Raw genomic sequence first — 23,629 nt, forward strand, 5'->3', positions numbered from 1 at the left:
TTGATGCAAGATGACATTTGTTGCAGAATCAAATACATCCCTTCCTTGTTATACAAGCTTATTTCCATTAGAAATATCTACTTCAATATTTCTAGTTGACCAAGACCTTCTATAAGTTGTTAAGATGCAAATTTCACTTTACTACCTCAAATTTATTGTACTCGTAAAAAGATAATTGAAAACGATATTCCGGATGTTCTCTCACCCAATCGTAGGCTTCTTCTAAAATTTCCATTTTGTTTTGCAAGTCATTAAGTTCACTACATTCGTCCCTTTTCTGTTTGCACAGAGGGCAGAATCCATTCACTATTTCCGCACTCGTCGCCCTAATAGTTTTACTTTCTAAATCAACTACTAGACGAAGAATAACAGAATGCTCTTCTTTTGTAGTCACCTTCATTTCAGCAATCCGATCCTCATTCCAAAAGACACCGTTTAATTCCATCTTTACTGTGACATCTTTAATATCCAAGTCTACCACTATCACACCTCCCTTGTACAAAACTCAATCTTACTCTTCTATTTTAAACTTTAATACACCACAACTTAAAGAGATATTAAGTTTTTTCCAATTCTTCTTTACTATGAAAGAAAGTGTAGTTAATGCTAATTGTGTGGTAAATATTATCCCAAAAACTAAAACAGTTAAAATGTTAAAGATCGTTTCCATTAAACTACACTCTTTTCTTTATATATATTTTTATTTTATTAATACGGTTTAAAACTCTTATTACGTCTTAACAATCCCAAAGCAATTATAATGCACAATCACAACAACAAGTTGATGCCTATTTAATATCAATACGCTGTTATTACATGTATGTAGTTAGAGGGGGAGGAGAAATTCATTTAACCTCTGTATTCTCCTCCATCTCAGCCAAATACCTAATCTGCCGTTCCGCTTTTCTCACTGCTGTACGAAAATGTTTTTTCAGGAGTTCCACTGTATTTTCACTTATATAATATCTTTCCGTTATACTTTCCCACGTGTCACCACTTTCAAATGTACTCCATTCAAAAGGGCGTTCTGTATTTTTCTTTAGTTCTTTAAAAACCCATTTTCGCATCTTTTTTTTCGCTTTTTCTGTTAGTTTTCCGTTTTTTACAAGTTCAAGTTCACCATGTCTCCTGTATCGCTTATTGATATCTCTCTCGCTATATACTCTAAGAAGTATATTTGCTGTATTTTCAGCATCTGCTAAAGCACGGTGCTGTTTTCCTTCCCACGTTAAAGCGAGCTGTTCTACCGCAAATTGTAAACTTGGCGTATGTTCAAATAATTCCTCATATGCTTGGAAAACAAATTTTTGCAAATCAATTCTATTTTCTTTTTCTATACTTGGGCATTCAACACCATATAATGTACAATCATGAGATAGAAAGCGATAATCTTCTTTTCCCCATGAAACAAATATAGAACCTTCGCCGATGAACTGAATAAATTTCTCTATAATTTGAGGGAATTTTTCTACACCCATTAAATCTTTTTTCGTAATACCGGTTAATTTTGTTGTATGACGAGTTAATCGTGCACTTGGTTTTACTAACTCCGAAAATTCTTCAATTATCTTCATTGTACCTATTTCTATTTTTACAGCTCCGATATCAACTATTTCTGATGGATCTTCTGATTTATACGGTCTGAAATTCCTTTCAATATCAAACACAATGAAATGTGTAGCGTTTTTCAATTTATTTACCTCTTTCTAAATTCCTTTTCACACAAACACTTTATTTTCAGTATTTATTTATTCATGTACTTTATACAAAAATACTCCGAATAAATAAATGAAAATTCAGTCTTGTTATGATATGTAAGTAGGAGGACATCTATAAAAATGCAAAAAAAAAGAAGGGCGAGCCCTTCTTTTTTCAAAAATTACTTCTTGTTTACGTTAGTAGCTTGAGGTCCACGGTTACCTTGTTCTACTTCGAAAGTAACTTCTTGACCTTCTTCTAAAGTTTTGAAGCCTTCGCCTTGGATAGCTGAGAAATGAACGAATACGTCTTCTCCGCCTTCAACTTCGATGAAACCGAAACCTTTTTCTGAGTTAAACCATTTTACTTTACCGTTTTGCATGAAAAAAATCCTCCTACAATGTACCTATATGTACATATTCATTTTCAACCACCTTACAATAATAAGCCAGATATTAAAAAACTGCAACCCCTGAGGAGATTTAACATTGCTATCCTCCTCGGAAGTTACAGCTCATTTAAATCTCTATATTATTAAAAGTAAAATGGTTTAAATATACTATATCATATCAATATAATAAAAGTAAAGTTTTTTTCTTAAATTATTTTTTGTTCCCACTGCATTGCTTTTAATTCACCTGATCCGGCTACTACATAACCATCTTTTTGATTAACAATGCGCCATCCGTGCCCTTTAACTGAATCACATACTGTAACAATACCTTCTTCAAGAAGCACACGGCACACACTACTAATCCCCGCCTTATTTTGCGTTGAAGTTGTATATAAAACATGTTGATCCACACTTAAGTCTAAATAACTACTTGCTTTCTGCTCACTTTGACATGTATGCCAATATATTTTTTCACTTGCAATACTTTCATCTATTTTACAATAAGAAATATTTCCGCTAACTCCCTTGCACGATCCACTTGCCGCTACTAAATAAGAATTGTGTAAAGTCAACGCGGAGATCATTTGATTCATCGCAATTTTAATCCTCTTTAATTTACGTGTCTTCAAATCAAAGAGCCAAACACCACCATATTTAGCATGTATTTTCGTACCAATAAATAAGTAATGTTTATATAAAAATAATGATCGAATAGACGGTGCCGCACTGCCATACTCAAGAAACGGATGAATAGTTTCCCATGTCAAACCGAAATTATTAGAAAGATACAGCGTTTTTTCTCCATGAGCAACAACAGTTCCTTGTACATTGCTACATACATTCCAACTCGTTGCTTTTGTTGGAAAACGCTGAATTGTCCAGTTCTCTCCACCATTCATACTGCGAATAAAAATCCCTTCGTCACCTACACCATAAACTACATTATCTTCGCTATGTAAATCCCTAATTCGTTTTTGAAAACCATTTAAAATTCGTTTCCATTCTCCGTCTTGTTCAACAAATAAGCCATTATATGTAGTAGCTAACAACAGTTTTCCATCTCTTAACTTTGTAATAGCAGTTGCACTTAACATTGTCTCCACGTTGACACTCCCATTCTTAGAACTTCTCAGCAAATGCAATTGCAAAATTACTGCATTTTTCAACATCCTCTTCATCTTCTGGAGCTAATTCAATTTTCAGCCCTTCTTGTACAAGCTCTGCACCGCGTTCCACAAGACGTTCTTCAAATATCGTTACCGCTTCACAAAACAGTTCATACGCCGTATCACCCGATCCGAATACCGCTACCTTTTTCCCAGCTAAATCTATATTTTCTAAGTCATCATGAAAATCTTCCGCTTCAAATGGTAATTCACCATCGCCCCACGTATAAGATCCTAAAATGATTCCATCATAAGCTAATAATTCTTCAGCGTCCATGCCTTCCATTTCTTGCAATACTACTTCATGATCAAAAGCATCTAAACTAACTTTAATTAAATCAGCAATACTCTCTGTATTTCCTGACATACTTGCATAAGCTATTAAAATTTTTGCCACTTTGGCATCCCCCTCTAACAATAAATGATTCTCATTCTCATTATATTAATAATGAGAATCAATTTCAATTGATTTTTTCTACTTTTATTTACATTTCACATTACTTATTTCAAATAAGGTGAAACTTTAATCAGTGAGGGTATTCATCCCCCACCTAACTTCTTTGTTTCCGCTGAATTTTGAGGCGGGGGGGGGCTTACTGCCCGGCAAATAGCGGGATAAAGTGAAAGTTTAATGAGTCCTCACCAATCAGGCTTTTTCAGACAACCCACAAAGAGCGGAATAAATAAAAAAGCACAGATGACTATACAATCATCTGTGCTTTTTTATTATTTTTTAAAAATACCAAAAGGCTTTCCTACTGGTAAAACAACTTTTCCGAAGTGTGTATTTAACACTGCTGCAGCTGAACCGTAGAAAGATAATAATGAAATAAGAAGTTCAGAATATGCTGCTAAATTATGCATTGCATGCGGCATAACACCTAAAGTACTTAATGAAAGACCGATAAATAAGAAATCAATAAGGACGAAAATCATAAATAATACTTTATGTGTTTCCATTGCACCAATTGTCATAAAGATTGTGAAAATCAAATATCCGATAAAGGCTACACCAAGCTGTTTTGAATCTGCAGCTTGTGCTAATTTTTCGCCAAATACTCCAAGTTGAATTAACCAAGTCATTCCAACACCTAGCCAAAATAGACCGTACGCACCGAATGCTGTTGTACCGAATGTATTGTTATGCTTTGCATCATGAATGCAAGCAAAGATTTGTGCAAATCCTCCTAAAAAGATTGCCCACGGTAATACAAGTGAAACGCCATCTGTTAAGCCTAACTTTTGAGATGATGCTACAAGTGTTACCATCGCTAATCCAAATAGACCAATTCCAGATGGATCCGCTGTTGTCATTTTCACATGATGTGTAGTAGTTTGATTGCTCATATAAACCTCCTGATTATAAACATACTCGAATACAATACTTAAATCAGAAGACTATGTCAATGGTTTTTTTTGTATGTTGTCAGACGTTATATTTTATAATGATTAAATATATTTCTGACCACTTCATAAGGTTTTATATTCACTTTTTCCAACTCGTTTATCGGTAACCATAACGGAATATAATTTCCCCTACCTTCCAGCTGAAATTCCTCAGCTGTTCCGCTTCCGAACACTCCGCCTGTAATATAGGCAGCATAATAATATTCATTTCCTTTATATTTTACCTTTGCAATAAGGTGCTCCACTTGTATATGTACCCCTAATTCTTCGTATACCTCTCTTTTCGTTGCCTCTTCAGGCGTTTCACCTTCCTCAATCCCTCCGCCAGGAAAAACATAATATCTTTCCTCTTCTCGAATACGTTTTATAAGAGCGATTTTTCCTTCCTGTACAATGATAGCGGCTCCGCGATTTCTTATCATTTTATTACCTCAATACGAATCGCAACTGTTCCCCACTCTTTTTCTTGTTCTTTCGTATATATTTTGTATGTACTTTCTAACATTTCCTCTAAACTATCATTTTCACAATCCAATAATTTTTTATCGATTTGTTCATATATAGCTTTAAAGCTCTCGTATCGCTTTATTTCCGTTACTTTTACCGTCATCATTTCTGTTGTCTTAAGATTCGTAAATACGATTTCATCGTCTTTGTTTATTAGTTGACGTTTTTTATCGTATAGGCGTACTTCATATACTTTTTTCCCTGATCGAATTGACTGAAACGGTTTATTATATAAACCCATTTCGTATCGCATACATCCCACTCCCTTTTGTTCATTTCACCTATTAATACAGTTCACATTACTACATCTTGCATATAATATTCCATACGTATCACTTAATTGAGAAAGGAGGCTGAAGAAGCATGTTATATTTAAATCAAAAACCTGAATATAATAAATATGATATTGGTGATTATACTTATAGTAAAGTAGGACCAACCATTTTTTCTTGGAACGATGAAACAAAATTGAAAATAGGTAAGTTTTGTTCATTAGCAGAAGAAGTCGTTTTCATACTTGGCGGTGAACATCGCGCAGACTGGATAACAACTTATCCATTTAATGCACTTTTTGATGAAGGAGCACATATTACTGGTCACCCTTCTTCAAAAGGTGATATCGTAGTTGGCAATGATGTATGGATTGGTTATCAATCCTGCATTTTATCTGGTGTTACAATTGGTAACGGTGCCATTATTGGTGCAAAAAGTGTTGTTACAAAAGACGTCCCTCCATATGCAATTGTGGCTGGTAATCCAGCAAAATTTATTCGATATCGTTTCCCGCAAGAAACAATTGACAAACTAGAGAATCTTGCATGGTGGGACTGGGACATTTCTGTTATAAAAGGAGCTATTCCATTACTACTTTCCGACAAAATCGACGAATTTTTCACCTCGCCCGAAAATGAATCTATATGATTAAAACAGAAAGAGCATCCAATTATTTTTCAGGATGCTCTTTCTGTTTTTATTTTTTATGTCCATGCAAATGATTACACGGAGAACATTGAAATGGAATCTTATCTAAGCAATTAAAGTTTGTTTCGCAAATTTGTTCAATCGTTGGAACAAATGGAATGACAACTATGTTACTTTCTACTATTTGTGTAACAGGTGGCAATACTGTGCCTACTTGATGTTCAAAACGAATACTCGCTTGATTTATATAATTTCCTGAACCATTTGGCGCGCTCTGTACTGCTACTTGGAACGAAACTGTCCTTGCTTCACCAGGATTTAAACTTCCGATAAGAAACCCTACTGCCGGGCTTACATTCGGCACTGGCGTATTATCAACCGTTACACTTCCAGGAACAAATCGAACACTACTATCTAACATATCTTGAAAACGAATATTTTGCATTACAGTATCACCCGTATTTGTGATGACTGTCGTAAACGTAATGACATCTCCAATTGTTGCTACCTGTAAATCTGCCGTTTTTACGACTGTCGTTGAGACATTTTGAGGAATAAACGGGATAACAACTGTATTACTATCACCTTCAACTACTACTGGCGGCTCATTCGGATTTACAGTTGCAAGCCCATTCGCTGTAGCAGTATTTGTAACTAAATTATTTACTTGCCCTCCTATTATTACAACTTGGAAATTAATAATTGCTGCATCATTTGGCTGAAAATCACCTAACGGAATACCAGTATTCGGATTAGCAAATGGAAGAGGTACATCATTTACCGTTACCGTACCATTTATAAATAGCGTATTCGGATCAATGATATCTGTTAACACAATATTGGTCACAGGAACTGTACTATCATTTATAACAGCGATTCCGTAAGTGACAACATCCCCTATCATTGCTACTTCAAAGTTTGCTCCTTTTGCAACAAATAAGATTGCAGTATTTACCGTCACTATAACTGTATTGCTTGTATCCATCACTGTAACTGGCGGCTCCCCTGGTACTAAAATATATTCTGCTAACGCCCCAGCAACGTTCACTACTGTACCACCATCCGGAAAACTTGTAATCGTAGCTTCATATGTTACAAGTGACGTCTCACCAACTGGTATATCAGGTATCGTAAATCCAATCTGCGGATTTAACCCCGGTTGCGGAACCCCATTTATCGTTACACTATTTGGAACGAAATCAGCTTCCTGAGATAGCACATCGATAAATTGAACATTCATTGCATCAGCAGTACCAGTATTTAATATACGAACAGTATACGTTACCGTTTCTCCTACACCAACAACTGAATGGTCTACTTCTTTTAGCATATCTAAGCTACCTCTATTTACCGGCGTAACCGTCGTATTACTTGAATTTGTAATTGTAGACGGAGGTTCTCCTGGAATCAATTCGAAATCACCCGTTACTCTTGCTGTATTCATAATGCTACTAGAAGGCGGAACTGCGATTACATTTACTTCAAATGTAATTAATACACTATCCCCTACTGCAAGATCAGGCAATGCAAAGCCTACAAATGGATCTAAACCTACTTGCGGAATCCCATTTATTTGTACACTTCCAGGAACGAATTCTAAACTAGGTGATGGAACATCGATAAACTGAACATTCGTTGCTGTTACCGTTCCCGTATTTGTAACTTGCACACTATACGTTAACGTATCTCCTAATCGTGTCGCTTCTTTATTTACAGATTTTATAACGCTGAATCGTCCTCTATTCACTCTAGTTATCGTCGTATTACTCGGCTCTGTTACTACAACTGGTGGTTCTCCTGGCACTAAAGTAAAGCTTCCTGTTATATTTGCAACGTTCGTAATTGTTCCTGATGACGGGATGTTTGTAACTGTCGCTTGAAACGTCACTATAACTGTTTCACCAACTGGGATATCTCCAACTCCAAATCCAGTAATCGGATTTAAGTTTGGTTGCGAGGCTCCATTTATCGTTACACTATTTGGTACAAATAACGCCCCTGCTGAAATGGTATCAACAAACTGAACAGCATTAGCTGTTACTGTTCCAGTATTTGTTATTTGAACCGTATACGTTAATATATCTCCAACGAGAGTAGCAACCCTATTTACTTGTTTAATAACATTAAATTGCCCTCTATTTACAGTTGTAAGTGTTGTATTGCTCGGCTCTGTTACTATAACTGGTGGTTCTCCTGGTACTAATACAAAACTTCCAGTTACATTTGCCGTATTGGCAATTGTTCCGTTTGATGGCGCACTAACAACGGTTACTTGGAAGATGACTTCTACACTTTCACCTGGGTTTATATCTGGAAGCGGGAATCCATTATTCGGATTGAATCCAGGTTGTAACACACCGTCTATCGTTACAGTGTTCGGCACGAATGCTATAGAGGAAGGTAATACATCACTATATTGAATATTCGTTGCTGGCACTGTTCCTGTATTTTGAACTACTGTTGTATATGTGATTGTATCGCCTACTGCAACAACCGGCTGACTCACTGATTTTAAAACATTCAAACCAGGCTCATTGATTTCTGTTAATGTCGTATCACTTGTCGTTGTTTCCGTAATAGGCGGTTCTGTTTCACTTACAGCAAATGTAGCTGTAACGTCTACAAAATTAACAATCGTTCCACCTTCTGGTATGCTTGTAACCACTTCCTGATATGTGACAAGTACAAAATCATCGACAGGTATATCTGGAACTGTAAAACCAATGAAAGGATCTAATCCTGGTGCTGGTACCCCGTTTATGCTCACACTTCCTGGTACAAATGCTACACCCGCGGAAGTAGTATCGATAAATTGAACATTCGTCGCTGGCACTGTTCCGAAATTAAAAATCAATACATCATACGTTAATATTTCTCCTACCGTCGCTACTTCTTTATCTACTAGTTTCAATGGAAAAATAAACGCTATATTAATTGTCGTAACGACTAAATTTGTTAATATCGTTTCCGTAATCGGTGGTTCCTGCGGATTTGGTTGTGAAGTAAATGTAACATCTGCATCATTTAATATGACTTCATTATCTGGAATTTCTGTAATCGTCACTTGGAATGTGACCTCAATACTTCCACCAGCGATTAATAATGGAGTAACTGTAAATCCTATTTCTGGATTTAAATCAAGTTGCTGCACTCCACCTATCGTTACACTATTGTCAACAAACGTCGTTCCTTCTGGTATGACATCTTGGAAGAACACATCTGTAACAGGGATAATTCCTACGTTTGAAATGAGCACAGTATACGTTAATACATCCCCAACGGCCCCAGTTGCAACATCAACTGTTTTTGTTGCAGTTACTTCACCAGGAGGAGGTAACGGTATTGTAACTACCGTTGTATTACTTGAATTCGTTGTTGTTACAGGTGGCTGTAAAGGATTTAATAAGAAAGTGGCTGTAGCAGATGCTGTATTTAATACCGCTCCACGTGTAGACGGTGCAACTACCGTAACTTGGAACGTTACTGTCAATGATGTTCCAGCTGCAATATTAGGAAGCGGGAAACCAACATTTGGGTCAAATCCAGGTTGTGGCGTTCCATTTATCGTTACACTATTTGCTACAAAAGTTGTTTCTAAAGCAATTGGATCAAGGAAAGAGACATTCGTTGCTGTTACTGTACCGTTATTTCGAATGACAACAGAATACGTGTAAGTTTCTCCAAGTGCTGCTTGTTGTACAGATGAAGATTTTTGTATATTTAACTGTGCTGTGTTTACTTGCGTCACTACAAAATTACTATTTGTAACAGTCGTTATTGGAGGGTTTGCTGGATTTATAAGAAAACTTGCAGTAACGTTCGATTGGTTTCTTATATTTCCACCGCTCGGAACACTCGTCACTGTAACTTGAAACGTAATCGTAGCCGTTTGCCCGACCGGAATATTTGGTACCGGGAAACCTAGCATAGGATCCGCGCCTTGCTGTACGACTCCATTTATCGTCACACTATTTGCTACAAAGGCAGTACCAGACGGAATTGGATCTTGAAAAACAATATTCGTTGCAGGAACAGTTCCTGTATTTTGAATAAGAATGGTATACGTTAACGTATCTCCTACACCGGCTTGTAGTGTATTTACACTCTTCATTACATTAAGTGATCCTACATTCACTCGCGTCACAACAATATTACTAATCGTTACAATTGTAATTGGTGGCTGGAGAGGACTTACTTGGAAATCAGCAGTGACATTCGCATTATTCGGAAGAACTCTATTTGGTGGTACACTCGTGATTGTCACTTGAAAAGTGACCGTCACCATTCCTCCTACTGGAATATTAGCAAGTGGAAATCCAGTTGTCGGGTTTAAACCTGGTTGAGGTGTCCCGTTTATTGTTACACTATTCGCTACAAAAGTGGTTCCAACTGGAATCGGATCAAGGAATGATACATTTGTCGCTGTCACCGTTCCACTATTTTGTATACGAACTGTATACGTTAACGTATCTCCTACACCGGCTTCAGTAGCACTTACACTTTTCATTACATTTAACCCTGAAGAATTCACGATCGTCATAACAGTATTACTTGGTACTGTTACAGTAATCGGCGGCTCTGTTGGATTTACAAGGAAATCTCCAGTTACATTCGCATTATTTACAACATTATTTCCTTGGGGAATTTCATCAATTAATACTTCAAATGTAACAATAACACTGGCGCCAGTAGGCAAATTATTTAATGGGAATCCAAGTTCTGGATCTGCCCCTTCTTGTAAAACACGCATTCACAACTACACTATTTTCAATAAATAATGTCCCTTGGGGAATTGAATCTTGGAAAAATACATTCGTAGCTGGTACACTACCTGCATTTATGACTTCTATTGTATATACTAAAATATCCCCTACTGTTGCAACATCCGTATTGACTGCTTTCACAACTTCAAAGTTTCCTGATTGTACTGTCGTATTCACAACATTACTCGGTACATTGATTGTTACTGGTGGTTCATTCGGATTCACTTGAAAGCTTGCTGTTACATTTGCTTGATTTAAAATATCTTCATTTTCTGGATTCTGTACAATTACTACGTCAAATGTGACTACAACCGTTTGAGCCGCAGGAATATTCGGAAGAGAGAATCCTGTATTCGGATTTAGTCCACTTTGCTGTACTCCATTAATTGTTACAGAATTTGCAACAAATGAAACAGCAGAAGAAATAGCGTCTTGGAAAAATACATTTGTTAACGGAACATTCCCTGTATTTTGGACGGCAATTGTGTACGTTAAAGTATCCCCTACCGCCGCTTGCGTTGTATTTACTTCTTTTATTACATTTAAACCGCCTGTATTAACTTGTGTCACAACTGTATTCGTTTGTCTATTAATTGTTATCGGTGGCTGATTCGGAATAACGACGAAATTAGCAGATACATTTCCGCGATTCGCAATCGTACCTCCCGATGGTGTAGATGTTACTCGTACTTGAAATGTAACAGTCCTACTTCCGCCAGGAGATATATTAGCTACTGTAAACCCAGTCGCTGGATTTACCCCAGGTTGTGAAACCCCATCCACAGTCACACTATTTGCTATAAATGTCGTTCCAATTGGTATTGGATCTTGAAAAATAACGTTCGTTGCAAGTACATTTCCTGTATTTTGAATTGTTACCGTGTACGTAAGAACATCGTTAACCGTTGCAAAAGCTCTATCCACTGTTTTTCTCGTTGTTATATCAGCTATATTAATTGTCGTAACTACAGTATTACTTGTCGCTTGCCCTGAAACTGGTTGTTGACCAGGCACTGGAGTAAAGGTAAATGTTGCACTTGCACGGTTTGGAATTGGATTGACAAGAGGGTTCGATGTTACTCGAACTTGAAAGCGCACTACAGTCGTTTGCGAAGCATTAATACTTCCTAGATTAATACTACTTGCTGGATTCGCTCCTGGACGCGCTACTCCATTTACCGTAACGCTATTTGCGACAAATGTTGTTCCAGCAGGGATACTATCAACAAAAATAACATTGCTCGCAGTGACATTTCCATTATTTGTGATATTAACTGTGTACGTTAATACATCATTAAGCGTTGCCGTCTGTAAATCTACAGATTTCTGCATACTTATAGTTGCTTGATTCACTGTCGTTTGTACTGTGTTTGAAGAAGACGTACTTGTAATAGGAGGACTACCAACGAAAGGACGAAATTGATATGACACCATTGCACGATTTAAAATAGGATTGGGATTCGGGAATGATATTATTCGAACTTGAAATGTAACAATTCTTTGCGTGTTATTTGGGATTGTACCTAAATTAATTCCATTAGAAGGGTTTGCATTCGGCTGTGTTACTCCCCCTACCGTAACACTACCTGCAACAAACGTCGTTCCGTTCGGAATACTATCACGTAATACAACGTTTTCTGCACTTCCTGTTCCTGTATTTGGGACCGTAATCGTATAAGTGAGAATATCCCCTACCCCTGCGACTGTTCTATTAACTGATTTAACAGGATTAATAATTGGACCTGTTGCATCAATTTGAACACCAAAACCAGCTGCTGCGTATCCATCTCCATTTGTAACAAATCGAACCGTTGCTGATGTTTGACTGTTTACTAAAGATGAGGAGGCATCTACATTCGTAATATCCCACCCTTGTCTTCGGACGGCCAAAGCTACCCCTAACGGCTGATTCAAATCTCCAAACGTGCCGCTCGTATCTAAATTTCCACTATCATTACAAATTTGTGACTGAAAGAAATTATTCGCAGGATTTCTCGGTCCGAATAATGCAACTGTAGCATTTGCATTCGGCCCAAAGCGAAGTTGATCTCCAACAATGTTAGAATCACCTTCTTGAGCAGTTACGAGCACTCTTCCTGTAACAGCTCCTGTTGCCGGCGTAGCAAAACCTGAAATTGTAGCATCAACTGGCGGGGATGAAGCATCGATAATTTCTTGACCTGCATATACTGACAAATTTCGAAGTGGTAAACTTGCATTTTGATACACAACCTCAAGCGTCCATCCAGCTGAACGACTGATTGTCGGGTCGGCTGAAGTTCTTGCAGCTGGCACAGCACCCGTTGTATATGTGCCTGCTCCACCTGCACTAACAAGATTTGTTACATTGGCAGAGCGAGCATAATAAAACTGATTTCCTACTGAACCTTGCTGCGCGGTAGCAGGATCTGGCGTAACAGAAAACGTCCCTGCTGGCGTTGTAAATGTAATGTTATCATTTAAAAATGGTAACACATCTTCCGTATCAGTCCGGAAAGTACCAGCCCAAACTAATTCTGCATATAATACACTGCTTCCCGCTGGAAGATTTAAAATTGCACTTGAAGAATTCAATTGCCATTCATCTGTTGTCCCTGCTGGGAACCCTGGTACTTGCAATGCTGTATTTACTGTCGTAAACACAGCAAGTGTACCAAAAATATTACCTGGTGCAGGTGATGTAGGGCTAAGTCCCAGCGTATTCCCAGTAAACGTGACGGCACCAGGTACTGTTGTCGTAAACCTATTTATAAAAGGCACACAATCATCTCATTTCAATTATAGTAAAAAGTGCTCTATACTATAAAATGTAGACAAACTATACAATGTACGTTGTCCAACAAAATTCCGCACATATGAGAGGGGTTTATAAAACTATGCGCTACGTTATCATAACAGGAACTTCACAAGGTTTAGGTGAGGCAATCGCTACGCAATTATTAGAAAAAAATACAACTGTCATCTCTATTTCTAGAAGAGAAAATCAAGAGCTTACAAAACTTGCAGAGCAATATAACAGCAATTGCATTTTTCATTCCCTAGATCTTCAAGATGTACATAACTTAGAAACTAACTTTAAAGAGATCATTTCATCTATTAAAAAAGACAATGTATCCTCTATTCATTTAATTAATAATGCGGGTACAGTTGCACCTATGAAGCCAATTGAAAAAGCTGAAAGTGAACAATTCATTACGAACGTTCACATTAATTTACTTGCACCTATGATTCTTACATCTACATTTATGAAACATACGAAAGACTGGAAAGTAGATAAACGCGTTATTAACATTTCATCTGGTGCAGGAAAAAACCCTTACTTTGGCTGGGGCGCTTATTGTACAACGAAAGCTGGTGTAAATATGTTTACACAGTGCGTAGCAACTGAAGAAGTGGAAAAAGAATATCCAGTAAAAATCGTCGCTTTTGCACCTGGCGTTGTTGATACAAATATGCAATCACAAATTCGCGAAACAAATAAAGAAGATTTCATAAATTTGGACCGCTTCATTGCATTAAAAGAAGAAGGAAAACTATTATCACCTGAATATGTTGCGAAAGCTATTCGTAACTTACTAGAAACTGAGGACTTCCCTCAAGGCGAGGTTATTAGAATCGATGAATAACAAAAAGGCGTGCTAAAATAGCACGCCTTTTTGTTCTACTTCTCTAAAAATATAAGCACAGACTCCGCAATTTGCTCATAACCAATTTCTTGATAAATTTTATTCGATGTCGGATTCGCTAAATCAGTATATAACGTAGTCGTCTTGTACCCTTCATCTAACATATGTTGACTAAGTGCCGCTACACACTTAGATGCGTATCCCTTTTTCCTTGCTTCTTTCGGCGTATATACAAAATTAACTGTTATATTATTTTTAGTTGGTCTCGTTTTTGCAGCTACAGAAACGAGTTTCCCATCCACTTCCAAACCAAACAGTCGATTTGTAGTTATTAATGTATATGCAGTTTGTTTTGCTTCTTCTTTCGTAGTAGGAAGCTTTACATCTTCACAAAATTGATATATCCACTGTTCTATTAATGGTAATTCATCATTATTTACCGCTCGAAAAAGTCCATTCGCATTACACTTCTTCTTTACTCTGTTCAACTCATACACACCTTGCTCCATTGCAACATTCATTTTCTTATTTTCTAATACCGCAATCTCTTCCGCTAATTTCTGTACAATTTTCTTATTACCGATCAATCCAGGAATATCCGGATATACTTTCGTTAACTCTTTTGCAAGTTCCTCAATAGCTACTCCCGAAATTTCAGAAGTTGCAACAATGATTTGTTTCTTCTCTTCTGTTTGCAGAAATACAACCGCAATGTCTTCTCCTTGTTTCGCTATCCCCATAAATATCGGTCCTTGAACCATTTGTAATACACCTAATATGAGATTGTTTTCCTGCTCATTCTTTTCTAGAAATGGTGTAACATCTTCTTTAAAATGAAAAATCTCTTCATATACATGTAATTGAATCATCGACAATCTCTTCTCTCTATTTATATTTTAATTAAGTATTGGCGATTAATTCATTAAATCCCTCTTTTACGATTCAATAATATTCAAAGCTAATGTATTCAAGGCATTTTCAGCTTGTAAAATTCTCTGTTTTTCCTTTTCAAATACATCTTCTTCTTTTCGAAAGGACTCTTTTCGATTTTTAATCATACGCTTCATTTCTTTTTTACTCGGTCCACCGTATACATTTCTTTTTTGAATAAAAGCTTCTGGCGATATAATTTCTTTCCACTCTTTTTCTAATACATTTATTTTAAAATGTTCTTGCAAATACATATTTACATCTTTGAAGTGTAATTCATGTAGTTCTTTTTTCTGCTCCAATGACATATTTGCAATAGCACTTGCTGCATGATGAGCATGCCGAAATGGAATTTCATAATTTTTCGTTAAAACATCAGCGAAATCCGTTATCGTTATTGCATGTTTATAGGAACGACTTTTTAACGTTTCTTCTTCTACTTTCATCGTTAGGATCACTGCATTCATCATACAAAAAACACGAATCGCCTTTTCAATCCCTTTATATAAATATGGCTGCAAGTCATCTTCCGTATCGACAATATCACCAAATGGTGTATTATGAATCATTTGAAATACTGTAAATGCTTCTCCTAAAGCACTACTCGTAATTGCACGAGCGTGTTCAATTGAAACCGGATTTCGTTTTTGCGGCATAATACTACTAATTTGTACATATGGCTTTGCAACAGTAATACCGTCATATTCTTTCGTTGCTAACAACAAAAAGTCATGAATCCATCTACTCGTATTCGTCATCATTACCATAAGTAGCGAGCTAACTTCTAATAAATAATCCGCTCCGGCAACAGCATCATATGAGTTCTCAATTACAGTTGTAAATCCAAGTAGATGAGCAACTCGTTCTCGTTTAATCGGGAAACTTGTTGTAGAGAGTGCAGCCGCCCCCATTGGAGACTGATTTAAAAGCTGGTACGTTTTTTTCATTCGTTCTAAATCTCTTTGCATCGTATCATAAATTGCTAACGTATAATGACCAAATGTTGTTGGCTGTGCCGGTTGTGTATGTGTATAAGCTGGCATGATCGTTTCCTTATGATCATCAGCAAGTTGCAGTACACTTTCTTGCAATAACAAATGCTGTTCTATCAATCGTAATACATATCGCCTTAAACTCATGCGATACATCGTTACGCCCATATCATTTCTACTTCTACCAATATGCATATTACTTACAAAATCGCATTTCGCTTCTTGAGAAATTAAATGTTCGACTAAAAAAAAGAGATCTTCCTGCTGCTCTGTATAGAGCAATTGCTCTTCTGGAATTCCCTCTACCTTTTTTAATGCGTGCAATATAACTTTAGCTTCTTCCTTTTTCATTAAATTTTCTTCCGTCAGCATCGTAATATGTGCTTTATGCACTTGAAACATATCTTTCAATAAGTAATTTCGTTGAAAATCAAATACATGTTGTAATACACAATCCACATATGTTTTTCCAGGGAAATCAGCGCCTTCACTCTTTATAAACTCTTCCTTACTCTGTTTCATCACCTTTTCCCCTCTCACCTAAGTATTACTACCCATCATACCCATTGATAGAAAAAAAGTGCCTGTACATAAAAATAAACTCGGTGCTCTCTGCACCGAGTTTATTTAATAAAAGTCGCATCATACTTATCACTTTGCAACACTTGGAAATGTAAGTTTGCTAAATGTTTCCGTATTTCTGCACTATCGTCTTCATTTAAATTGTTCGCCAAAAACACAATTTCTGTACAGTTTCCACGTTTATCCATAGCGTAAACCGCTTTTGTAACCGTCCATGGTGTGTAACCATTCTTTTGCCCAGCATGTCTAAATGTTTTACGATATTTCTTAGCACTCATGTCTGTTTCAACGATATTTGCCCACACTTTTTCTTCAGCTTCTGTCAAGCCACCTTTATGGTTTGCCTTTTGAAGTAATACCATATAATCATTTGCAGAAGCTGCTGGTAATCTATCTGACCAAATTTTGTCGTAACGTTCCTCTAAATAAAGCGGAATTTCCTTCTGTAATAATGGTCCCTTCTTCTTTAAGCGTTCATGAATAATCATCGAATATTCACGATATTGCTCTTGAGACATTTCTTTTAACTTTTTCTCTATTTTATATTTTGGAACATGTAATTCTTTATGCAAATATCCCGGGATATACAAAGATGAAACGATTGGAAATAGTGGTTGATGTGCAGGAAGTGATAAACTTTGTAAATTTCGATTGATGTTATCTAATCCTAACAATTCCATTAAGTATTCAGCATTTGCATTCGAACTAAACTTAACCATTCCTTTTGCCACTTCTTCTAAAGAAACCGCTCCTTCAGTTATCTTGCCCGTCTTCTCCAAATACTTTTGCCATCTATCTTGCGCACCACCATCTGTATTCGGCACATAATAGCGATTCACATCATTAATCGACACGAAACTAGAAGAATCAATTTTCCCTTCAGTAACTTGTTTCGTATATTCAAGCGCCACAATTAATTTCATCGTACTAGCAACTGGCAATACAACATTTGGGTTTACAGAATAAACAACTTTATCATTTCTCTTTACTAGAAGCGCACTATTTTTTTCATCTTTATGTTCTTCAATAAAAGATGCAATATACTGTGCATCATCATTATTTGAACTCCACACTTTTTTCACTAAAAAGTTACCCGATATTAGCAAAACAAAAATACCCACAATTACTGCGCATACTATAGTTTTTTTCAAGTAAAATTCCTCTCCTATTGTGTAACTCTTCTCTATTTATCATTTAAAAACAAAATAATGGAGATGGTCATTTACATAACCATCTCCATTATTTTAACTTGTATGCTCCTATTATGTCTACGTCATAAATTTCACAAAATCCTCAAGAAACTTTTTATAATGTAACGACCAACCAATTCGCACCCAATTTTTTAATGCTTTTGCATCAGGTTGAGGCCGAAAATCAGCAATACTCTCTCCTTTTGCAATTCCAGCTGTATCTACATCGACACGACGATATACATAATCTAAAAGGGATGGATTTGCCGCAACCATCATTGTAACGACGTCATGTACTGGACTTCCTTTTATTTTCGGATTTAACTTTCTATAAGCTTTATAATAGTACGTAAATATCGGCTCGATTAACTTATTAAAACTCGTTTTAGAGTGTTTCGTAATATATTTTACCATTTCCGGTGTAATAATTGCTTCAGATGTAACGTTAAGTGGCACTAATGTCACATTTTTGGCATTTTGCATAACTAATTGTGACGCAATGGGATCACCATGAAAATTCGCCTCTGCGACTGGTGTTACATTGCCAGGCATTAAGAAAGCACCGCCCATTATATAATATTCTTTCACATACTTCATCATCGGCTTTTCTAAAATAAATGCTGTCGCTAATGTTGTCGATCTACCAGCATCGACTATTATTAATTCTCCTTTATATTTTTCAAGAAGATCAAAAAATGTACAAAAAGGCTTTATATTTGGTGAAAAAGTTTTTGGAGGTTTAATTGGCCCTAAACCGTCTGTCCCATGAATTTCTGGATAATACGTCGTAATATCTCCGGATAAAGGAATTTTCGCACCATTAATAACAGGTATATCTTCCCGTCCTGCCATTTGCAATAAATATGCGGCATTACTTGTCGCCTTTTCTTGTGTTACATTTCCATATCCCGTTACTACACCAACAATATCAATATCAGGATGCAACAATCCATACATAATTGCTAAAGAGTCATCAATTCCCGGGTCTCCTAAAAATAACACTTTTTTCATCGACCTCAACTCCATCCCCTCAGTTGTTATTAATTTATGAATAACCGTGGATATACAGAATAAAAAAAGAACAAATTCATACGAAAAAACGCAGTCTTATAAGGACTACGTTCTTCAGCTAACCTATACTGTTTTTTTTACAGCACTCATACTTCCAATAACATAAGCGATAAACGCAAAACAAATCGGGAAGACAACTGTATGTATACCGAACGGATTTGGATAGAAAAGATGAATACACATATATGAGCCTACCCCAACTAAAATAGACGCAAGCGCTCCTGTAGCATTTCCTTTCCTCCAATATAACCCTAATACGATTGGCCAAATGAATGCTGCTTCTAATCCACCGAAAGAAAATAAATTTAGCCATATTAAAAAATCTGGTGGTTTAATCGCCGCTGCATAAACGAGTAGTCCTACAATACCAGTAATCCACAAACTTCCTTTTTTTATCGTACTGTCTGCTGCATCTTTATTTATGTAATTTACATATATATCTTTAATAATTGACGAGCTTACAAGTAATAATAAAGAGTTTACTGTAGACATAATCGCTGCCATCGGTGCAGCTAAGAAAACTCCAGCTAACCAAGGAGGTAACACTTCCATCGCAAGTAGCGGCATTACTTTATCTGGTACCGTTATACCTGGAAGTACTACTCTTGCAAATACACCAGTTAAATGCATACCGATCATAATTGTGCCAACGACAACGGTTCCAATTATTAAAGCTTGATGCATCGCTTTTGAATTTTTATAAGACATGGCACGCACGCTAATTTGCGGTAAGCCGACAACGCCAATTCCAATTAAAATCCAAAATGATGTAACATATGATTTCGTTAAACTGCCATCTGCTCCGAATGGTGTAATTAACTTTGGATTAATTTGAACAAGTTCCTGCATAATCTTTTCAATTCCACCACCAGCAATGACAGTAGCAATTAAAATGATTGTCGTTCCAACTAACATAATGATTCCTAATAATGTATCTGATAGAGCAACTGCACGAAATCCACCAATTAATACGTACACAAGTACAGAAAAAGTAAATAAAAATAGTGCTGTTGTATACGATAGACCAGTTAGTGACTCGATTAATCGTCCACCACCGACCCACTGGGCTACTGTCGCTGAAAATAAAAAGATAATAATACATAACGCAGAAAGTATAACAACTGCTTTATTATTGTATCTCCCTTTTAAATAATCGATAAGAGTAATTGCTTCCATCTTCCTAGCGATAATTGCAAACTTTTTACCGATAACCGTTAAAACGATATAGCCTGTTACAACTTGAATCGCAGATAACAGTACCCATCCAAGCCCCATATTGTAAGCAATACCAGGGCCACCAATAAAGCTACTTGCACTACCGTACGTAGCAATCATTGTCATCGCTAATAATAAACCGCCTAGCTCACGCCCACCAAGAAAATATTCTTGTAAAAATTTATTATGAGCAGTTGCTTGCACACGTTTTGAAGCATATACACCAATTAAAAATTCAACGATAAACGAAATTATCATTGGAATGATTACATACCAATTCATCTATTATTCCTCACTTTTTTCTTCCTCATCGAGTGAAATATCTTGAAATACAAAACGAACAACTAAACTAAGTAAAATAACCATAACGATAAATCCAACGATACAGCTATAAAAAAACCATGCGGGAAAACCTAATACATATGTATATTCATTCGGATTTTTACTACCAAGCCCATAAGCAAATCCGTACCATATTATAAAATTAATAATAGCAAGTCCAAGACCAATTAACGCTTCTCTATGGGCTATTCGAAAGCGTGGATCATCATGATAATCTTTCATTTTTCCCCCTCCTCTCACGATGTATTATTGTACCATTGTTCTTCTAGTTTTTCCTACTAGAAAGCAAAAACAAGCAGGATTTTTTATAATCATATAGAAGCTTCTCTTACATTACATATTTTTTACAATTGTAACACAAATGAAATTTGAATTTTCAGTATTTATTAATTATGATTTTAATTAGAGGCTTTCCATCTAGTTTCCACATCCTTGATTTCGGAATAAACGCCGTCTCGTACTGCGTTTACATTATATTTTCAAGGGGGTTATACAATGAGTCAACTAGCTGTAAATCTTCATGAAAAGGTAGAGAAATTTCTTCAAGGTACAAAAAAGTTATATGTGAATGGATCTTTCATTGAAAGCGCTTCCGGTAAAACATTTAAAACACCTAACCCAGCAACTGGTGAAACACTTGCCGTCGTTTCTGAAGCTGGTCGCGAAGATATTCATAAAGCTGTAGTCGCAGCTCGTATGGCTTTTGACGAAGGTCCTTGGTCTCGTATGAGCACCGCTGAGCGAAGCCGTCTCATGTACAAGTTAGCTGATTTAATGGAAGAACATAAAGAAGAGCTTGCACAGCTCGAAACATTAGATAACGGAAAGCCAATCCGTGAAACAATGGCAGCAGACATACCACTTGCAATTGAGCATATGCGCTATTACGCTGGATGGGCTACGAAAATCGTTGGTCAAACAATTCCTGTTTCCGGTGATTACTTTAACTATACACGCCATGAAGCTGTTGGTGTCGTTGGTCAAATTATCCCTTGGAACTTCCCGCTTCTTATGGCAATGTGGAAAATGGGAGCAGCGCTTGCTACAGGATGTACAATCGTTTTAAAACCTGCAGAACAAACTCCACTATCTGCTCTATACTTAGCTGAATTAATTGAAGAAGCTGGATTCCCGAAAGGTGTTATTAATATCGTACCTGGATTCGGTGAATCAGCTGGACAAGCTCTCGTTAATCATCCACTCGTTGATAAAATTGCATTTACCGGTTCTACTCCTGTCGGTAAACAAATTATGCGACAAGCATCCGAAACATTAAAACGCGTTACACTTGAATTAGGCGGTAAATCACCAAATATCATATTGCCAGATGCTGATTTATCTCGCGCGATTCCTGGTGCACTTTCTGGTGTTATGTTTAACCAAGGACAAGTATGCTCTGCTGGATCACGCTTATTTGTTCCGAAGAAAATGTATGATAATGTCATGGCTGATCTCGTCCTCTATTCTAAAAAACTAAATCAAGGTGTCGGTCTTAACCCTGAAACAACAATTGGCCCTCTCGTTTCCGAAGAACAACAAAAACGTGTAATGGGCTACATTGAAAAAGGGATTGAAGAAGGCGCTGAAGTACTTTGCGGAGGAAGTAATCCATTCGATCAAGGCTACTTCGTTTCTCCTACAGTATTCGCTGACGTAAATGATGAAATGACGATCGCAAAAGAAGAAATTTTCGGTCCAGTTATTTCTGCAATACCGTTTAACGATATTGACGAAGTAATTGAACGTGCAAATAAATCACAATTCGGCTTAGCGGCTGGTGTGTGGACAGAAAATGTTAAAACAGCACACTATGTTGCAAGTAAAGTACGTGCAGGTACAGTATGGGTAAACTGTTATAACGTCTTTGATGCAGCATCTCCATTTGGAGGATTTAAACAATCTGGTCTTGGCCGTGAAATGGGATCTTACGCATTAAATAACTATACAGAAGTAAAGAGCGTTTGGCTTAACTTAAATTAATGAGAAAGAACCTGACCTACCTGGTCAGGTTCTTTTCATTATGTATTCCTTTAAACTTGCAGTCCTCCGCTCACATTTAATACTTCACCTGTAATATAAGATGCGTATTCTGATGCTAAAAAGGCTGCTGCGTTCGCAATATCTTCTGGCGTTCCAATTCTACCAACTGGAATAGCGCCAACCATCTTTTCTTTCACTTTATCTGGTATCGTTTTGGTCATATCTGTATCCATAAACCCCGGACAAATCGCATTACAAGTAATACCGAAACTTCCAACTTCTTTCGCTGCTGTTTTCGTTAATCCTACAACTCCTGCCTTTGTAGCCGCATAATTTGCTTGACCTATGTTTCCTTCTCTACTAATTGAAGATATATTAATAATGCGTCCATACCCTTGTTGTCTCATGTAAAGAAGCGCGGGTTGCATACAATAAAAAACTCCAGTTAAGTTCACTTGTAATACTTGTTCCCAAGCAGACTTCTCCATTTTATGTAACATTGCGTCTCTTGTAATTCCAGCATTATTCACCAAAATATGTAATGTACCAAATTTTTGAACCGCATATTCAATTAACGACTTTGCTTCATTTTGATTACTCACATCACATCGATATGAGCACACTTCATATCCTTCATCTGATAACTCACGTGTCGTTTTTTGTAGATTTTCTTCATTTACATCGCTAATTAATACTTTCGCCCCTAGTTTTGCATAAACCCTTGCAATCTCTTTTCCAATTCCCTGTGCAGCTCCTGTTACAACAGCTGTTTTCCCATTTAAAAACTCCATTCCTATCCCCCATTTCTATTACTTATACTGTATATTTCGGCTCCTTGCTTTCCA

The 23,629-nt window shown here is 36.7% G+C and carries 18 protein-coding genes and 1 pseudogene; 3 read left to right on the forward strand and 16 right to left on the reverse strand.

The window, feature by feature from the left end; genetic code table 11:
• Positions 1-133: 133 nt before the first annotated feature.
• The 8 genes from BC_RS17635 to BC_RS17670 all read right to left on the reverse strand — a co-directional run bounded on the left by BC_RS17635 (position 134) and on the right by BC_RS17670 (position 5,425).
• Complete coding sequence (locus BC_RS17635) at positions 134-481, reverse strand: hypothetical protein (protein ID WP_000227983.1); 348 nt, start codon at positions 479-481, stop codon at positions 134-136.
• Between the two features lie 364 nt (positions 482-845).
• Positions 846-1,691 (reverse strand): exonuclease, encoded by an 846-nt coding sequence (locus BC_RS17640; protein ID WP_000786420.1) that lies wholly within the window; start codon positions 1,689-1,691, stop codon positions 846-848.
• 188 nt (positions 1,692-1,879) lie between these two features.
• Positions 1,880-2,080, reverse strand: a complete 201-nt coding sequence (gene cspB / locus BC_RS17645) for a cold shock-like protein CspB (RefSeq protein ID WP_001179150.1) — start codon at positions 2,078-2,080, stop codon at positions 1,880-1,882.
• A gap of 215 nt (positions 2,081-2,295) precedes the next feature.
• Entirely contained in the window at positions 2,296-3,195 is a 900-nt protein-coding gene (locus tag BC_RS17650; RefSeq protein WP_000449496.1) for a WD40/YVTN/BNR-like repeat-containing protein, read from the reverse strand.
• Positions 3,196-3,211: 16 nt separating this feature from the next.
• On the reverse strand, positions 3,212-3,655 hold the full coding sequence (locus BC_RS17655) for a flavodoxin (RefSeq protein ID WP_001062752.1): 444 nt from the start codon (positions 3,653-3,655) through the stop codon (positions 3,212-3,214).
• 329 nt (positions 3,656-3,984) lie between these two features.
• Entirely contained in the window at positions 3,985-4,605 is a 621-nt protein-coding gene (locus tag BC_RS17660; RefSeq protein WP_000070938.1) for an acetate uptake transporter, read from the reverse strand.
• 86 nt (positions 4,606-4,691) lie between these two features.
• Complete coding sequence (locus tag BC_RS17665) at positions 4,692-5,087, reverse strand: NUDIX hydrolase (protein WP_000620822.1); 396 nt, start codon at positions 5,085-5,087, stop codon at positions 4,692-4,694.
• A complete protein-coding gene (locus tag BC_RS17670) occupies positions 5,084-5,425 on the reverse strand; it encodes an ASCH domain-containing protein (protein WP_001268367.1) in 342 nt (113 codons plus the stop codon). The genes BC_RS17665 and BC_RS17670 overlap by 4 nt, the downstream gene beginning before the upstream one ends.
• Before the next feature lie 110 nt (positions 5,426-5,535).
• Between BC_RS17670 and BC_RS17675 the strand changes: the two genes are divergently transcribed.
• A complete protein-coding gene (locus BC_RS17675) occupies positions 5,536-6,093 on the forward strand; it encodes a CatB-related O-acetyltransferase (protein ID WP_000966303.1) in 558 nt (185 codons plus the stop codon).
• A gap of 49 nt (positions 6,094-6,142) precedes the next feature.
• On the opposite strand, the pseudogene BC_RS17680 reads toward BC_RS17675, so the two are convergent.
• Positions 6,143-13,616, reverse strand: a pseudogene (locus BC_RS17680) (DUF7507 domain-containing protein).
• 116 nt (positions 13,617-13,732) lie between these two features.
• Between BC_RS17680 and BC_RS17685 the strand changes: the two are divergent.
• Positions 13,733-14,482 carry a (S)-benzoin forming benzil reductase gene (locus BC_RS17685; protein WP_001271070.1) on the forward strand — a complete coding sequence of 250 codons (750 nt, stop codon included), beginning with the start codon at positions 13,733-13,735 and terminating at the stop codon, positions 14,480-14,482.
• A 35-nt stretch (positions 14,483-14,517) separates the two neighbouring features.
• Here the strand turns inward: BC_RS17685 and BC_RS17690 are convergent, their stop codons facing one another.
• The 6 genes from BC_RS17690 to BC_RS17715 form a co-directional block, all read right to left on the reverse strand.
• Positions 14,518-15,351 carry a GNAT family N-acetyltransferase gene (locus BC_RS17690; protein WP_000615381.1) on the reverse strand — a complete coding sequence of 278 codons (834 nt, stop codon included), beginning with the start codon at positions 15,349-15,351 and terminating at the stop codon, positions 14,518-14,520.
• Positions 15,352-15,417: 66 nt separating this feature from the next.
• A complete protein-coding gene (gene argH / locus BC_RS17695) occupies positions 15,418-16,926 on the reverse strand; it encodes an argininosuccinate lyase (RefSeq protein ID WP_000813966.1) in 1,509 nt (502 codons plus the stop codon).
• Between the two features lie 101 nt (positions 16,927-17,027).
• A complete protein-coding gene (locus BC_RS17700) occupies positions 17,028-18,137 on the reverse strand; it encodes a serine hydrolase (protein WP_000751368.1) in 1,110 nt (369 codons plus the stop codon).
• A gap of 117 nt (positions 18,138-18,254) precedes the next feature.
• Positions 18,255-19,187 (reverse strand): nucleoside hydrolase, encoded by a 933-nt coding sequence (locus tag BC_RS17705; RefSeq protein ID WP_000756458.1) that lies wholly within the window; start codon positions 19,185-19,187, stop codon positions 18,255-18,257.
• A gap of 123 nt (positions 19,188-19,310) precedes the next feature.
• Positions 19,311-20,744 carry a sodium/pantothenate symporter gene (gene panF, locus BC_RS17710; RefSeq protein ID WP_001104806.1) on the reverse strand — a complete coding sequence of 478 codons (1,434 nt, stop codon included), beginning with the start codon at positions 20,742-20,744 and terminating at the stop codon, positions 19,311-19,313.
• Positions 20,745-20,747: 3 nt separating this feature from the next.
• Positions 20,748-21,026, reverse strand: coding sequence for a YhdT family protein (locus tag BC_RS17715; protein ID WP_000656239.1), 279 nt, complete (start codon positions 21,024-21,026; stop codon positions 20,748-20,750).
• A gap of 273 nt (positions 21,027-21,299) precedes the next feature.
• Here BC_RS17715 and dhaS point away from each other — a divergent pair, with 273 nt between their 5' ends.
• A complete protein-coding gene (dhaS, locus tag BC_RS17720) occupies positions 21,300-22,784 on the forward strand; it encodes an aldehyde dehydrogenase DhaS (RefSeq protein WP_000080281.1) in 1,485 nt (494 codons plus the stop codon).
• 50 nt (positions 22,785-22,834) lie between these two features.
• Here the strand turns inward: dhaS and fabG are convergent, their stop codons facing one another.
• Positions 22,835-23,575 (reverse strand): 3-oxoacyl-ACP reductase FabG, encoded by a 741-nt coding sequence (fabG, locus tag BC_RS17725; RefSeq protein WP_000395038.1) that lies wholly within the window; start codon positions 23,573-23,575, stop codon positions 22,835-22,837.
• Between the last annotated feature and the right edge of the window lie 54 nt (positions 23,576-23,629).

Source organism: Bacillus cereus ATCC 14579 (assembly GCF_000007825.1).
GTDB lineage: Bacteria > Bacillota > Bacilli > Bacillales > Bacillaceae_G > Bacillus_A > Bacillus_A cereus.

What these genes read in the sequence shown, in the direction of transcription:
- cspB (WP_001179150.1), bottom strand. Translation starts at nt 2,080, where the DNA reads ATGCAAAACGGTAAAGTAAAATGGTTTAACTCAGAAAAAGGTTTCGGT.
- BC_RS17660 (WP_000070938.1), bottom strand. Translation starts at nt 4,605, where the DNA reads ATGAGCAATCAAACTACTACACATCATGTGAAAATGACAACAGCGGAT.
- BC_RS17665 (WP_000620822.1), bottom strand. Translation starts at nt 5,087, where the DNA reads ATGATAAGAAATCGCGGAGCCGCTATCATTGTACAGGAAGGAAAAATC.
- BC_RS17670 (WP_001268367.1), bottom strand. Translation starts at nt 5,425, where the DNA reads ATGCGATACGAAATGGGTTTATATAATAAACCGTTTCAGTCAATTCGA.
- BC_RS17675 (WP_000966303.1), top strand. Translation starts at nt 5,536, where the DNA reads ATGTTATATTTAAATCAAAAACCTGAATATAATAAATATGATATTGGT.
- BC_RS17685 (WP_001271070.1), top strand. Translation starts at nt 13,733, where the DNA reads ATGCGCTACGTTATCATAACAGGAACTTCACAAGGTTTAGGTGAGGCA.
- BC_RS17690 (WP_000615381.1), bottom strand. Translation starts at nt 15,351, where the DNA reads ATGATTCAATTACATGTATATGAAGAGATTTTTCATTTTAAAGAAGAT.
- argH (WP_000813966.1), bottom strand. Translation starts at nt 16,926, where the DNA reads ATGAAACAGAGTAAGGAAGAGTTTATAAAGAGTGAAGGCGCTGATTTC.
- BC_RS17705 (WP_000756458.1), bottom strand. Translation starts at nt 19,187, where the DNA reads ATGAAAAAAGTGTTATTTTTAGGAGACCCGGGAATTGATGACTCTTTA.
- panF (WP_001104806.1), bottom strand. Translation starts at nt 20,744, where the DNA reads ATGAATTGGTATGTAATCATTCCAATGATAATTTCGTTTATCGTTGAA.
- BC_RS17715 (WP_000656239.1), bottom strand. Translation starts at nt 21,026, where the DNA reads ATGAAAGATTATCATGATGATCCACGCTTTCGAATAGCCCATAGAGAA.
- dhaS (WP_000080281.1), top strand. Translation starts at nt 21,300, where the DNA reads ATGAGTCAACTAGCTGTAAATCTTCATGAAAAGGTAGAGAAATTTCTT.
- fabG (WP_000395038.1), bottom strand. Translation starts at nt 23,575, where the DNA reads ATGGAGTTTTTAAATGGGAAAACAGCTGTTGTAACAGGAGCTGCACAG.